Here is a 14,401-nt window from a genome sequence, read left to right on the forward strand (position 1 = left end):
CCAATCGATTCAGCGCGCGGTTTGCGCGCGCCCGTTCTGCCGAAGAGTTGCCGATGTCCTCCCTGCCTCCCGCCATCTTCCTCATGGGCCCGACCGCCGCCGGCAAGACCGACCTGGCGCTGGAGCTGGCGCGGCTGCTGCCCATCGAGCTGGTCAGCGTCGACTCGGCGCTGGTCTACCGGGGCATGGACATCGGCACGGCCAAGCCCTCGAAGGACATTCTGGCCGAATTCCCGCACCGCCTGATCGACATCCGCGATCCGGCCGAAAGCTATTCGGCGGCGGAATTCCGCGCCGACGCCCTGGCGGCCATGGCCGAGATCACCGCGGCGGGGCGCATCCCCCTGTTGGTCGGCGGCACCATGTTGTATTTCAAGGCATTGCTGGAGGGTATGGCGGACATGCCCAGCGCCGATCCGGCGGTGCGCGCCGAGTTGGAAGCCTGGGCCGCGGCCGAGGGCTGGGCGGCGCTGCATGCCGAATTGCAGCGGGTCGACCCTGAGTCGGCGGCGCGCATCCACCCCAACGATCCGCAACGCCTGGTCAGGGCGCTGGAAGTGCAACGCGTCAGCGGCTTGTCGATGAGCGACCACCGCCGGCGCCAGGCGGCTGAAAATGCCGGTGCCAGCGCGCCAGGCGCGGCGCAATTACCGTATACTGTGGCGCAACTGGCGATTGCACCTCAGCAGCGCCAGGTACTGCACGCGCGAATCGCGCAACGTTTTCGTCAGATGCTGGAACAGGGCTTCATCGCCGAGGTCGAAGCACTTCGCGCGAGAGACGACTTGCACGCCGCTCTGCCATCCATTCGTGCCGTGGGCTACCGACAGGTATGGGAATACCTCGAGGGCAAACTGTCCTACGCTGAGATGGAGGAGCGCGGCGTGATTGCCACCCGGCAACTAGCCAAGCGCCAGTTCACCTGGCTGCGCAGCTGGGGCCATCTACACTGGTTGGACAGTCTGGCAGGCGACAATCTGCCGCGTGCCTTGAAATATCTTGAGGCGGTCTCCATATAGGTTCGAGACCATAATTCAGCCGTCTATCCTTGGGGTTACCGACGGCAACAAGCCATTCGACTACTACTAAATCTATTGATTCCCTAAAGGAGTGCGGCATATGTCAAAAGGGCATTCGCTACAAGACCCTTACCTGAATACCCTGCGAAAAGAACGCGTACCGGTCTCCATCTACCTGGTGAACGGTATCAAGCTGCAAGGTCAGATCGAATCCTTCGACCAGTTCGTGATTTTGCTGAAGAACACTGTCAGCCAGATGGTCTACAAGCACGCCATTTCCACCGTCGTGCCCAGCCGTCCGGTGCGTCTGCCCAGCGGCGATCAACCGGCCGAGCCGGGCAACGCTTGACGGTAGCCCGCCTTGTTCTTTGAGCGCCCGGGTGGTGGGGAACGGGCCATTCTGGTCCATCTGGAAGGTCAGGACCCCGAGGCGCGCGAAGACCCGCAGGAATTCCAGGAGCTGGCCCGTTCGGCGGGCGCGGAGTCGGTGGCATTCGTCAACGTTTCGCGCCATCAGCCGTCGGCCAAGTTCCTGATCGGCAGTGGCAAGGTCGATGAGCTGCGCGACCTGGTGCAAGTCCAGGGCGTCGAGCTGATCATCTTCAACCACACCCTCACGCCCAGCCAGGAACGCAACCTCGAACGCGTCCTCGAATGCCGGGTGCTCGACCGTACCGGTCTGATTCTCGACATCTTCGCCCAGCGCGCCCGCACCCATGAGGGCAAGCTGCAGGTGGAGCTGGCGCAGCTCGAACACATGAGCACGCGCCTGGTGCGCGGCTGGACCCACCTGGAAAGGCAGAAGGGCGGTATCGGCCTGCGCGGTCCCGGTGAAACCCAGCTGGAAACCGACCGCCGCCTGCTGCGCGCCCGCATCCGCCAGATCAAGCAGCGCCTGGAGAAGGTCCGCAGCCAGCGCGAACAGGCCCGCCGTGGCCGGCGCCGGGCGGAAATCCCCTCGGTTTCCCTGGTCGGCTACACCAACGCCGGCAAGTCCACGCTGTTCAACGCCCTGACCACTTCCGAGGTCTATGCGGCCAACCAACTGTTCGCCACCCTCGACCCGACCCTGCGCCGGCTCGAGCTGGAGGACGTCGGCCCGGTCGTGCTGGCCGATACCGTGGGTTTCATCCGCCACCTGCCGCACAAGCTGGTCGAGGCCTTCCGCGCTACGCTGGAAGAGTCGAGCAACGCCGACCTGCTGCTGCACGTGATCGATGCCCACGAGCCGGAGCGCGACGCGCAGGTGGAGCAGGTGCACGCGGTGCTGACCGAGATCGGCGCCAACGAACTGCCGATGCTCGAGGTGTACAACAAGATCGACCTACTGCCGGACATGGACGCGCGAATCCAGCGCGACGAGAGCGGCAAGCCGGTGCGGGTCTGGCTCTCCGCCCGTGACGGGCGCGGGCTGGAGCTGCTGGAAAAGGCGGTGGCCGAGCTGCTGGGCGACGACCTGTTCGTCGGCACGCTCTGCCTGCCGCAGCGCCTGGGGCGCCTGCGCGCGCAGTTCTTCGAGCTGGGCGCGGTGCAGTCCGAGGACCACGACGAGCAGGGACGCGCCGTTTTGCAGGTTCGCCTGCCGCGTGTCGAGTTGAACCGCCTGGTCAGCCGCGAGGGATGGCAGCCGGCGGAGTTCATTGCGCAACACACTTTGCAATAAAGCCCGGAACGGTGCTTTTGGCACCGGGCGGGGCATTCGGTAGCATGGGTGGTCGCGCCGCTGGCGCGTTTCGCGTTACTAGATGGAGAGCGCTATGGCTTGGAATGAGCCGGGTGACAACTCGAACAAGAACGATCAGGACCCCTGGGGTGGGCGCCGTGGCGGCGGCCGCCAGGGCCCTCCGGATCTCGATGAGGCCTTCCGCAAGCTGCAGGACAGCCTCAATCGCATCTTCGGCGGCAAGAAACCGCGCGGCGGCAGCCCCGTCGGCGGCAAGGGCGGTGGCCTGGGCCTGTTCGGCATCGGCCTGGCCGTGCTCGCCGTGCTCTGGCTGTACAACGCCATCTACGTGGTGGACGAGCAGGAGCAGGCGGTGATCCTGCGCATGGGCAAGTACTACGACACCGTGGGCCCGGGCCTGAACTTCTACTTCCCGCCGATCGACAGGAAGTTCCAGGAGAACGTCACCCGCGAGCGTGCCTACAGCAAGCAGGGGCAGATGCTCACCGAGGACGAGAACATCGTCGAGGTCCCGCTGACCGTGCAGTACAAGGTCAGCAACCTGAAGGACTTCGTGCTCAACGTCGACCAGCCCGAGGTCAGCCTGCAGCACGCCACCGAGAGCGCCCTGCGCCACGTGGCCGGCTCCACCACCATGGACCAGATCCTCACCGAGGGCCGCGAACAGATGGCCACCGAGGTGCGCGATCGCCTGCAGCGTTTCCTGGACACCTACAAGACCGGTATCACCGTGACCCAGGTGAACATCCAGAGCGCCGCCGCCCCGCGCGAGGTGCAGGAAGCCTTCGACGACGTGATCCGTGCCCGCGAAGACGAACAGCGCGAGAAGAACCAGGCCGAAGCCTACGCCAACGGCGTGGTGCCCGAAGCCCGCGGCCAGGCCCAGCGCATCATCGAGGAAGCCAACGGCTACCGCGACGAGGTGGTTGCCCGCGCCGAGGGTGAGGCCGACCGCTTCAGCAAGCTGGCCGGCGAATACCGCAAGGCGCCGGAGGTCACCCGCGAGCGCCTGTACCTGGACACCATGCAGGAGGTCCTGTCGCAGAGCAGCAAGGTGCTGGTCACCGGGCAGCAGGGGCAGAACAACCTGATCTACCTGCCGCTGGACAAGATGATCGACGGCCGTGGCTCGGCAACGCCGGGCAGCGGCGCTGCGGGTACGACGAGCAGCACGCCGGACATCGGCTCGCGGGTCGCCAGCGACCTGCAGCAACGTGACCTGCGCACCAGGGAGAGCCGCTGATGAGTAACAAGTCCCTGATCGCCCTGATCGCCGCCGTGGTGGCTGCCGTGGCGCTGTGGAGCAGCATCTACGTGGTGCAGCAGACCGAGCGCGCGGTGCTGCTGCGCTTCGGCCGCGTGGTCGAGTCGGACGTGCAGCCTGGCCTGCACTTCAAGATCCCGTACGTCAACCAGGTGCGCAAGTTCGACGGCCGCCTGCTGACCCTGGACTCGCCGACCCAGCGTTTCCTCACCCTGGAGAAGAAGGCGGTGATGGTCGACGCCTACGCCAAGTGGCGTGTGGCCGATGCCGAGCGCTTCTATACCGCGACCTCGGGCCTCAAGCAGATCGCCGACGAGCGCCTGTCGCGGCGCCTGGAAGCCGGCCTGCGCGACCAGTTCGGCAAGCGCACCCTGCACGAGGTGGTGTCCGGCGAGCGCGACGCATTGATGGGCGACATCACCGCGTCGCTCAATCGCATGGCGCAGAAGGAGCTGGGCATCGAGGTCATCGACGTGCGCGTCAAGGCCATCGACCTGCCGAAGGAAGTCAACCGCAGCGTGTTCGAGCGCATGAGCACCGAGCGCGAGCGCGAGGCCCGCGAGCACCGTGCCAAGGGCCGCGAACTGGCCGAGGGTATCCGCGCCGACGCCGACCGCCAGCGCCGCGTGCTGTTGGCCGAGGCCTATCGGCAGTCCGAGGAAACCCGCGGTGAGGGCGACGCCAAGGCGGCGGCGATCTACGCCAAGGCCTACAACCAGGACCCGGAGTTCTATGCCTTCACCCGCAGCCTCAAGGCCTACCGCGACAGCTTCGCCGACAAGAAGGACGTCCTGGTGCTGAGCCCGGACAACGAGTTCTTCCGTTATCTGGAGAAGTCCAAGCCCTGAGTGGGTTCTCCGGCGGGCGGCAGCGCCCGCCGGAGAAAACGTGTTATCATGGGTCAGCCGGGAAATCCCGGCTTTTTTGCGTCCGCGAGATTTATGTACAGAGAGCCATGTGGCAGGAATTCGGCAAAGCGTTCTGTCTGTTGCTGGTGCTGGAGGGCATCCTCCCTTTCCTGTATCCGCGTGGCTGGCGTGAGGCCGTCAGCGGGCTCGGTCGCTTGGACGACCGGCGCCTGCGGCTCATCGGGCTGGGCAGCATGCTGCTCGGCACCGGCCTTCTTTACTGGATTCACTAGATGAATTGCCGCCCGGCTGAAAGGGGAGAGGCGACATGGCAACGGTAGACCGCTGGCTGCTGCCAGATGGGATCGAAGAAGTGCTGCCACCTGAGGCGGCGCGCGTCGAAGCAGCCCGCCGTCAGGTGCTGGACCTGTTCCAGCGCTGGGGTTACGAGTTCGTCGTCACCCCGCACATCGAATACCTGGAGTCCCTGCTGACCGGTGCCGGCCAGGACCTGGACCTGCGCACCTTCAAGGTCACCGACCCGGCCTCGGGCCGGCTCATGGGCTTCCGCGCGGACATCACGCCGCAAGTGGCGCGCATGGACGCCCACAGCCTGCGCCGCGAGGGCCCTAACCGCCTGTGCTACGCCGGCAGCGTGCTGCATGCCCGCCCGCGCGCCCTGGCCACCTCGCGCAGCCCGATCCAGCTGGGCGCCGAACTCTACGGCGACGCCAGCCCGGCGAGCGACGTCGAAGTCATCAGCCTGATGCTCGACATGCTGGCCATGGCCGAGGTGCCGGACGTGCACATGGACCTCGGCCACGTCGGCATCTACCGTGGCCTGGCCCGCGCCGCCGGCCTGTCCGGCGAGGCTGAGCAGGCCCTGTTCGACGCCTTGCAGCGCAAGGCGGTGGATGAAGTCGCCGCGCTCACCGAAGGCCTGCCGGCCGAGCTCGCCGGCATGCTTCGCGCCCTGGCCGAGCTGTGCGGCAGCCGCGAGGTGCTGGAGCAGGCCGCCGCAGTGCTGGCCGATGCGCCGGCGGTGGTGAAGGCCGCCTTGGCGGATCTGGTCGTCATCGCCGACTCCCTGGCGCAACGCTTCCCGCAGCTGCCGTTGTACTTCGACCTCGGCGAGCTGCGTGGCTACCACTATCACACGGGGGTGGTGTTCGCCGCCTTCGTGCCCGGCGTCGGCGAGTCCATCGCCCAGGGTGGTCGCTACGACCACATCGGCGCCGACTTCGGCCGTGCGCGGCCGGCCACCGGCTTCTCCACCGACCTGAAGACCCTGGTGACCCTGGGCCAGGTGCGGCTGGACGCGCCGGTGCAAGGCATCTGGGCGCCGGCCGAAGGGGCCGGCCTCTGGCAGGCGGTGCAGCAGCTGCGCCGCGACGGGCGGCGCGTGGTTCAGGCGCTGCCCGGGCAGGATGCGGCTTCGGCGCGCGAGGCGGGTTGCGATGCGCAACTGCAGCTGCGCGAAGGCAATTGGCAGGTGGTGCCCTTCTGACCCGTGATCGACGGGCACCGCGAGTTTCCGCCGGCCGAGGCCGGCACCGAATATCCACGATGGGGACAAGTGTTATGGGTAAGAATGTCGTAGTCCTGGGCACCCAGTGGGGTGATGAGGGCAAAGGCAAGATCGTCGACTTGCTCACCGACCAGGCTGCTGCCGTGGTTCGTTACCAGGGCGGCCACAACGCCGGCCACACCCTGGTGATCGACGGCGAGAAGACCGTGCTGCACCTGATTCCGTCGGGCATCCTGCGCGAAGGCGTGCAGTGCCTGATCGGCAACGGCGTGGTGCTGGCGCCCGACGCGCTGATGCGCGAGATCGCCAAGCTGGAGGAGAAGGGCGTACCGGTGCGCGAGCGCCTGCGCATCAGCCCGTCCTGCCCGCTGATCCTGTCCTTCCACGTCGCCCTCGACCAGGCGCGCGAGAAGGCCCGCGGCGACGCCAAGATCGGCACCACTGGCCGTGGCATCGGCCCGGCCTACGAAGACAAGGTCGCCCGTCGCGGCCTGCGCGTGGCCGACCTGTTCCACCGCGAGCGCTTCGCCGCCAAGCTGGGCGAACTGCTGGACTACCACAACTTCGTCCTGCAGAACTACTACAAGGAGCCGGCGGTCGACTTCCAGAAGACCCTCGACGAGTGCATGGGCTACGCCGAGCAGCTCAAGCCGCTGCTGGCCGACGTCACCAGCACCCTGCACGACCTGCGTCGCGCCAGCCAGAACATCATGTTCGAAGGCGCCCAGGGCTCGCTGCTGGACATCGACCACGGCACCTACCCGTTCGTCACCAGCTCCAACACCACCGCCGGCGGCACCGCCACCGGCTCCGGTTTCGGCCCGTTGTTCCTGGACTACATCCTCGGCATCACCAAGGCCTACACCACCCGCGTCGGTTCCGGCCCGTTCCCGACCGAGCTGTTCGACGAAGTGGGCGCCTACCTGGCGAAGAAAGGCCACGAGTTCGGCGCCACCACCGGCCGCGCCCGCCGTTGCGGCTGGTTCGACGCCGTGATCCTGCGCCGCGCCATCGAGATCAACAGCCTGTCCGGCCTGTGCCTGACCAAGCTGGACGTCCTCGACGGCCTGCAGACCGTGCGCATCTGCACCGGCTACAAGAACGCCGCCGGCGAACTGCTGACCGACGCGCCGACCGACGCCGACAGCTACATCGGCCTGCAGCCGGTGTACGAAGACCTGCCGGGCTGGAGCGAATCCACCGTCGGCGCCAAGACCCTGGAAGCCCTGCCGGCCAACGCCCGCGCCTACATCAAGCGCATCGAGGAGCTGGTCGGTGCGCCCATCGACATCATCTCCACCGGCCCGGACCGCAACGAGACCATCGTCCTGCGCCATCCGTTCGGCTGATCCGTCGCGGCGCTAGCTGCTGCGAAGGGTGTGAAAAGCCGCTTCTCCTGATGGGGAAGCGGCTTTTTCGTTTGGGGCTGGGGCTCTTCGTAGGAGCGGGCCCTGCCCGCGATTCGCGCGCAGGGCGCGCTCCTACAGGGGAATGGCGTGGGTGGGGTTGCGTAGGAGCGGATCTTATCCGCGATTCGCGCCGGTATGTCCGGTTATCGCGGACGGAGTCCGCTCCTACGGCCGTGCTTCCCGGGAACCGTTGGCGTTGTACCCTCCGGAGGGCCTGAAATTGTAGGAGCGAGCTTGCTCGCGAACCGTGCCAGCCGCACTGCAACTGCCGGGAAATTCCGTTCGCGAGCAAGAACCAGGCGTCCCCCTCGCTCCTACAAAAAGTAATCTCTCCCAATCAGTCGGCCAATGGCCACCCCAACGGCACGCCCCTTGCTGGCAAATGGCATCGGCGCATCCCGCGCCAGTATTCCGTTACCCGAGGAGGCACTCCGTGTCCGCCGTCCTTTCGCTGTTGCGCAGCCGCCTGCTGCGCCCCGTGTTCATCGCCCTGGGCCTGGCGCTGCTGGTGCAGTTGCTGATCGCCCTGTGGCTCACCCGCAGTACCGTGGACCAACTGGTGGCCGACCTGGGCGAACGCCTGGGCGGCCAGTCGCAGCGCCTGGCCGGCGAGTTGGAGCGCGCCGGTGGCGAGCTCAGTTCAGGGCTCACCGAGCTGTCCGCGCGAACCCGCGAACGCCTCGGCGCCGCCTTGTCGGCGCGGCTGGAGGAGGAGCGCGGCGAAACCCGTCAAAGCCTCGAACAGAGCCTGCGGCAGTCCGCCGACCAGCTTGCCCAACTGCTTGCCGCGGTGGCGCCCAAGGCTATGTGGGACAACGACGTACCGACGCTCTCCGAGTACGCCCGGCGCGCCCAGGCCAACCCCAACGTGCTCTTCGTGGTCTACGACGATGTCCAGGGGCAGCACCTGACGCGCTACCTCAACCGCGAGGACCCGCGCATCCAGGCGCTGCTCGCCAAGGGCCAGGCTGAGCGCGCCCTGGACAAGGTGCTGGAAGCGGCCGCCCATGACGATTCTGTGATCCTCTCCAGCGTGCCCATCAGCCCCAATGGCGTGGTGATCGGTACCGTGCGCCTGGGTATTTCCACGGCCGAAGTGGAGAAGCAGGTGCAGGCCCTGGACAAGCGCTTCTCCGCCCTGATCGCCAGTGGCGACCAACTGGTGGCCGACAGCCTGGCCGGCGCCGCGGCGGACAGCAACAAGGCGCTGAGCGCCCGGCTGCAGGCGGCGCAGCAAGCGGCCGGCGAGATGAGTCAGGGCGCGCAGGGCGCGGTGGAGGCTTCCGCCAGCAGCCTGCGCTGGCACATCGGCCTGGGGCTGCTGCTGGTCGGCCTGGGCGTACTGCTGGTGCTGGCTTTGGTGCTTGGGCGGCGGGTAGTGAACCGCCTGCGTTTGTTGATCGATGCACTCGACGACCTGGCGGCCGGGGAGGGCGACCTGACCCGCCGCGTGCGCCTGGACAGCAATGATGAAGTGGGCGAGATGGCGACCGCGGTGAACCGCTTCGTCGACAAGCTGCAGCCCATCGTCCGCGAGGCGGGGCAGGTGGCGCAGCGCACCGGCAGCGAGATCGCCGCCCTGGCCTCGCGCAGCGCCAGCGCCGAGGCGGCCGCCGATCGCCAGCGCAACGAAGTGGCCGGCAGCCTGGAGGCGCTCGCCGGCATGGCCGCCGAAGCCCAGCTGGAAAGCCAGGCCATGCAGGAGGCGCTGGAGCGCGTGGCGTCCATCCGCAAGGCGGCCGACGATAACGCAGCCATCGCCCGGCGCGTCGGTGGCCTCATCGAAACCCTGGAGTCCCGTGTGCAGAGCGGCGCCGGGGTGATCGAGAAGCTGGCGCAGCAGAGCGAGCAGATCGAAGTGGTGCTCTCGGTGATCCACGGCATCGCCGAACAGACCAACCTGCTGGCGCTCAATGCCGCCATCGAGGCGGCCCGCGCCGGCGAGAGCGGCCGCGGTTTCGCCGTGGTGGCCGACGAGGTGCGGGCGCTGGCGAGCAAGACGCAGCAGTCCACTGGCGACATACAAACGCATATCGATGCCTTGCAGCGTGGCGCGCGCGAGGCGGTGGAAGCCATCGGCCAGGCCCGCGAGCAGGCAGTGCAGGGGTTGGCCGCGCTACACGACAGCGAGCGCCTGCAGCGTGAAGTGCAGCGGGCCGTGGAGGAAGTGCATGGCGCCATCGAGTCGGCGGCCCATGCCGCCGAGCAGCAGGCCGCCGGTGCGGTCGCGGTGCGCGGGCGCGTCGAGGTGATCCATGCCGAGGCGGGACGCGCCGCGGAAGCCGTCGCCGCCACCGCCAGCAGCGGGCGCGTGCTGGACGGCCTGGCGGCGCAGCTGCGCGCCAGCCTGGGGCAGTTCAAGGCATGAGGGGAGAAGGGCCGGGCGTTTCGTCCGGCCCGTTCCTGCGAACGGCAGAAACGAAAAAGCCGAGCAGTGCTCGGCTTTTCGCTTGAAGATGGTGCCCAGGAGAAGACTCGAACTTCCACGGTGTTGCCACCGCTAGGACCTGAACCTAGTGCGTCTACCAATTCCGCCACCTGGGCATGCTTTTCAGCATGGGGTGCGATGATCGCTCATCGTCTTGCGGTAATGCAACCTTTCGGTCGCTTCGGCGTCTTAATGTCCGGTTATCAGGGTTCCGAACCGCCGCGATACAGCCAGGGGCTCTATCGTGAAATAAGTGGTGCCCAGGAGAAGACTCGAACTTCCACGGTGTTGCCACCGCTAGGACCTGAACCTAGTGCGTCTACCAATTCCGCCACCTGGGCACTGGATGCGATGATTGCTCATCGTTTCCGTGTTACAACGTCGCAGTGACGCTGTGGGCGCGAACTATACGGAGCAGGCTTTGGCTTGTAAACCCCTGATGCGATAAAAAATTTATTCTTGGTCGAAGCTGACCGACGAGCGGATTTCGCGCTTCAATAAGCACATGACGCTTACATTTATATAGACGATAAGGTGATCTCACCCTGATGGCCGATTGGCAAAACCTCGATCCCGAGGCCGCCCGCGAAGCGGAAAAATACGAAAACCCCATCCCCAGCCGCGAACTGATCCTGGCGCACCTCGCCGAACGCGGCGCGCCGGCGACCCGCGCGCAACTACTGGAAGAGCTCGGCCTGTCCGGCGAGGAGCAGGAAGAAGCCCTGCGCCGTCGCCTGCGCGCCATGGAGCGTGACGGCCAGCTCATCTATACCCGCCGCGGCGCCTACGCCCCGGTGGACAAGCTGGACCTGATCCGCGGCCGCATCGCCGGCCACCGCGACGGCTTCGGCTTCCTGATCCCCGACGACGGCAGCGACGACCTGTTCCTCAGCCCGACGCAGATGCGCCTGGTGTTCGATGGCGACCGCGCCCTGGCGCGCGTCTCCGGCTTCGACCGCCGCGGCCGCCGCGAAGGCGCCATCGTCGAAGTCATCGAACGCGCCCATGAGACCCTGGTCGGCCGCTACTTCGAAGAGAGCGGCATCGGCACCGTGGTCGCCGACAACCCGAAGATCCAGCAGGAAGTGCTGATCCCGCCGGGCAAGCACGGCGCGGCCAGGCACAACCAGTTCGTCCAGGTGCGCATCGACCAGTGGCCCAGCGTGCACCGCCAGGCCCAGGGCGAAGTGGTGGAAGTGCTCGGCGACTACATGGCGCCGGGCATGGAGATCGAAGTCGCCCTGCGCAGCTACGACATCCCCCACGTCTGGCCCGAAGGCGTTGAGAAGGAAGCGGCCAAGCTCAAGCCCGAGGTGGCGGACAAGGACAAGGAGAAGCGCGTCGACCTGCGCGCCCTGCCGTTCGTGACCATCGACGGCGAGGACGCCCGCGACTTCGACGACGCCGTCTACGCCGAGAAGCGCAAGGGCGGCGGCTGGAAGCTGTACGTCGCCATCGCCGACGTCTCCCACTACGTGAAGGTGGGCTCGGCGCTGGACGAGGAGGCGGCCAAGCGCGGCAACTCGGTGTACTTCCCCGAGCGCGTCATCCCCATGCTGCCGGAAATCCTCTCCAACGGCCTGTGCTCGCTGAACCCGCTGGTCGACCGCCTGGCCATGGTCTGCGAGATGAACCTGTCCAGGGCCGGCAAGATGACCGGCTACCAGTTCTACGAGGCGGTCATCCACTCCCACGCGCGGCTCACCTACACCAAAGTCAGCCAGTACCTGGAGACCCCCGACAGCCCCGAAGCCAAGCGCCTGGCCGAGCAACTGCCGGGCGTGGTGCCGCACCTGAACACCCTGTATGACCTGTACAAGGTGCTGCTGGCGGCGCGCCACGTGCGCGGCGCCATCGACTTCGAGACCCAGGAGACGCGCATCGTCTTCGGCGCCGACCGCAAGATCTCGGAGATCCGCCCGACCCAGCGCAACGACGCGCACAAGCTGATCGAAGAATGCATGCTGGCGGCCAACGTGGCCACCGCCAGGTTCCTCGAGAAGCTGGAAATCCCCGCGCTGTACCGCGTCCACGACGGCCCGCCGCAGGAGAAGCTGAACAACCTGCGGCAGTTCCTCGGCGAACTGGGCCTGGCCCTCTACCGCGGCAAGGGCGAGCCGACCCCCGGCGACTACCAGGCGCTGCTCGAATCCATCCAGGGCCGCCCGGACTTCCAACTGATCCAGACGGTGATGCTGCGCTCGCTGAGCCAGGCGGTATACAGCCCGGAGAACCACGGCCACTTCGGCCTGAACTACGAGGCCTACACCCACTTCACCTCGCCGATCCGCCGCTACCCGGACCTGCTGGTGCACCGCGCCATCCGCAGCGTGATCCGCTCCAAGCGCGAAACCGACCTGGTGCAGCGCGCCGGCGCCGCCGCGATGGCCAAGGCGCGCATCTACCCCTATGACGAGCCGCGCCTGGAGCAGCTCGGCGAGCAGTGCTCGATGACCGAGCGGCGCGCCGACGAGGCCACCCGCGACGTCACCAACTGGCTGAAGTGCGAATACATGCGCGACCGCGTCGGCGAGACCTTCGACGGCGTGATCACCGCGGTCACCGGCTTCGGCATCTTCGTCGAGCTGACCGACATCTATGTCGAGGGCCTGGTGCACGTCACCGCGCTGCCCGGCGACTACTACCACTTCGACGCCGTGCACCACCGCCTGGCCGGCGAGCGCACCGGGCGCAGCTTCCGCCTCGGCGACATCACCCAGGTGGTGGTGGCGCGGGTCGACCTGGACGAGCGCAAGATCGACTTCGAACTGGCCGAAAACGCGCTCAGCGCGCCCATCGGCCGCAAGAAGCGCGGCGACAAGGCCGAGGCGGCCAAGCCTGGCAAGCCTGCCAAGGCGGCCGCCAAGCCGGCCAGGGCCAAGGGCCAGCCGCGCGAGCTGCAGCAGGAAGCGCCGGAGCCGCCGCTGCCCGTGGCGCCGCCGCGCAAGCGCAAGGTCGGTGTGGTCCAGGCGTTGCCCTCGGTGGCGCCGGAGATGCTCGCCAAGGCCGACGAGATGCTCGGCAACACCGATGTGAATAGAAGCCGCGCGCTGAAGCAGGCGCTGCTCGACGAAGCCAAGGTGGGCGGCAAGCGGCCGCCGGCCAAGGCCCAGGGCAAGCCGGCGAAGAACGCCAAGGCCGCTGCGGAGAAACCGCGCAAGCCGTCGAAGCAGAAAGCCAAGGCCGCCAAGCCGAGCAAGCACCGCAAGGGGCCTTCCAAGCCCAAGGCGGAGGGCGCCGCGGCAGGCAAGCCTAAGGCCAAGCCATGAGCCAGTGGGAAAGAGTCTACGGCGTGCACGCCGTGGAGGCGCTGCTGCGCCATCACCCCAAGCGCGTCAAGCAGTTGTGGCTGGCCGAGGGGCGGCACGATCCGCGGGTCCAGGCGCTGGTGGAACTGGCCGGGCAGACGCGGGTTCCGGTGGGCACCCGTGAGCGCAAGGAACTCGACGAGTGGGCCGAGGGCGTGCACCAGGGCGTGGTCGCCGAGGTCAGCCCGAGCCAGGTGTGGGGCGAGAACATGCTCGAGGAACTGCTCGAGCGCACCCCAGGGCCGGCCTTGCTGCTGGCCCTGGACGGCGTCACCGACCCGCACAACCTCGGCGCCTGCCTGCGCACCGCCGACGCCGCCGGCGCGCTGGCGGTAATAGTGCCGAAGGACAAGTCGGCGACCCTCAACGCCACCGTGCGCAAGGTCGCCTGCGGCGCCGCCGAGGTGATCCCGCTGGTGGCCGTGACCAACCTCGCGCGCACCCTGGAAAAGCTCCAGCAGCGCGGCCTGTGGGTGGTCGGCACGGCTGGCGAGGCGACCCAGACCCTCTACGAACTGGACCTCACCGGGCCCACCGTGCTGGTCATGGGCGCCGAAGGCAAGGGCATGCGCCGCCTGACCCGCGAACACTGCGACTACCTGGCCAAGCTGCCCATGGGCGGCAGCGTCAGCAGCCTGAACGTGTCGGTGGCCACCGGCGTGTGCCTGTTCGAGATCGTCCGCCAGCGCCAGGCGAAACAGGCCTAAGAACCCCGTAGGAGCGAGCTTGCTCGCGAACCAAACCCGGCACCGTGCCCGCCCGGTTCGCGAGCAGGCTCGCTCCTGCGAAGAGTCCCCAGCGCGGTCTGCAGGACAGTTGGAGCCATAGGAGAAATGCCGTCGTAGGATGGGTTGAGCGAAGCGATACCCATCGCCATGGCCGCATGGGTTTCGCAAGCCCGACCCATCCTGCG

Annotated in this window: 11 protein-coding genes and 2 tRNA genes; 11 read left to right on the top strand and 2 right to left on the bottom strand. The window is 67.4% G+C overall.

From position 1 onward, the window contains the following. Positions 1-53: 53 nt before the first annotated feature. The 9 genes from miaA (at position 54) to PM1_RS02130 (ending at position 10,120) form a co-directional block, all read left to right on the top strand. Entirely contained in the window at positions 54-1,019 is a 966-nt protein-coding gene (miaA, locus tag PM1_RS02090; RefSeq protein WP_009613482.1) for a tRNA (adenosine(37)-N6)-dimethylallyltransferase MiaA, read from the top strand. A 100-nt stretch (positions 1,020-1,119) separates the two neighbouring features. Then, positions 1,120-1,368 (top strand): RNA chaperone Hfq, encoded by a 249-nt coding sequence (hfq, locus tag PM1_RS02095; protein WP_003095657.1) that lies wholly within the window; start codon positions 1,120-1,122, stop codon positions 1,366-1,368. 12 nt (positions 1,369-1,380) lie between these two features. Then, positions 1,381-2,682 (top strand): ribosome rescue GTPase HflX, encoded by a 1,302-nt coding sequence (hflX, locus tag PM1_RS02100; protein WP_009613469.1) that lies wholly within the window; start codon positions 1,381-1,383, stop codon positions 2,680-2,682. Positions 2,683-2,776: 94 nt separating this feature from the next. Beyond that, positions 2,777-3,946 carry an FtsH protease activity modulator HflK gene (gene hflK, locus PM1_RS02105; protein ID WP_009613468.1) on the top strand — a complete coding sequence of 390 codons (1,170 nt, stop codon included), beginning with the start codon at positions 2,777-2,779 and terminating at the stop codon, positions 3,944-3,946. Further along, positions 3,946-4,815, top strand: a complete 870-nt coding sequence (gene hflC, locus PM1_RS02110; RefSeq protein WP_009613467.1) for a protease modulator HflC — start codon at positions 3,946-3,948, stop codon at positions 4,813-4,815. Before hflK ends, hflC begins: the two co-directional genes overlap by 1 nt. 107 nt (positions 4,816-4,922) lie before the next feature. Then, a complete protein-coding gene (locus tag PM1_RS02115) occupies positions 4,923-5,108 on the top strand; it encodes a DUF2065 domain-containing protein (RefSeq protein ID WP_009613466.1) in 186 nt (61 codons plus the stop codon). 35 nt (positions 5,109-5,143) lie between these two features. Beyond that, positions 5,144-6,322: an ATP phosphoribosyltransferase regulatory subunit gene (locus PM1_RS02120; protein ID WP_009613465.1), complete on the top strand. Its 1,179-nt coding sequence runs from the start codon at positions 5,144-5,146 to the stop codon at positions 6,320-6,322. 74 nt (positions 6,323-6,396) lie between these two features. After that, on the top strand, positions 6,397-7,692 hold the full coding sequence (locus PM1_RS02125) for an adenylosuccinate synthase (RefSeq protein WP_009613464.1): 1,296 nt from the start codon (positions 6,397-6,399) through the stop codon (positions 7,690-7,692). Between the two features lie 493 nt (positions 7,693-8,185). Then, positions 8,186-10,120, top strand: coding sequence for a methyl-accepting chemotaxis protein (locus PM1_RS02130; protein ID WP_009613463.1), 1,935 nt, complete (start codon positions 8,186-8,188; stop codon positions 10,118-10,120). Between the two features lie 89 nt (positions 10,121-10,209). Here the strand turns inward: PM1_RS02130 and PM1_RS02135 are convergent. Both PM1_RS02135 and PM1_RS02140 read right to left on the bottom strand, forming a co-directional pair. Continuing rightward, positions 10,210-10,296: transfer RNA gene (locus PM1_RS02135), tRNA-Leu, on the bottom strand. Positions 10,297-10,434: 138 nt separating this feature from the next. Next, positions 10,435-10,521: transfer RNA gene (locus PM1_RS02140), tRNA-Leu, on the bottom strand. A 207-nt stretch (positions 10,522-10,728) separates the two neighbouring features. Between PM1_RS02140 and rnr the strand changes: the two genes are divergently transcribed. Together rnr and rlmB are read left to right on the top strand one after the other, a co-directional pair. Beyond that, positions 10,729-13,449 carry a ribonuclease R gene (gene rnr / locus PM1_RS02145; RefSeq protein WP_009613462.1) on the top strand — a complete coding sequence of 907 codons (2,721 nt, stop codon included), beginning with the start codon at positions 10,729-10,731 and terminating at the stop codon, positions 13,447-13,449. Beyond that, positions 13,446-14,195: a 23S rRNA (guanosine(2251)-2'-O)-methyltransferase RlmB gene (gene rlmB / locus PM1_RS02150; protein WP_009613461.1), complete on the top strand. Its 750-nt coding sequence runs from the start codon at positions 13,446-13,448 to the stop codon at positions 14,193-14,195. The genes rnr and rlmB overlap by 4 nt, the downstream gene beginning before the upstream one ends. Positions 14,196-14,401: the final 206 nt, after the last annotated feature.

The organism is Pseudomonas sp. M1, from assembly GCF_022760135.1.
GTDB classification, from domain to species: domain Bacteria; phylum Pseudomonadota; class Gammaproteobacteria; order Pseudomonadales; family Pseudomonadaceae; genus Pseudomonas; species Pseudomonas citronellolis.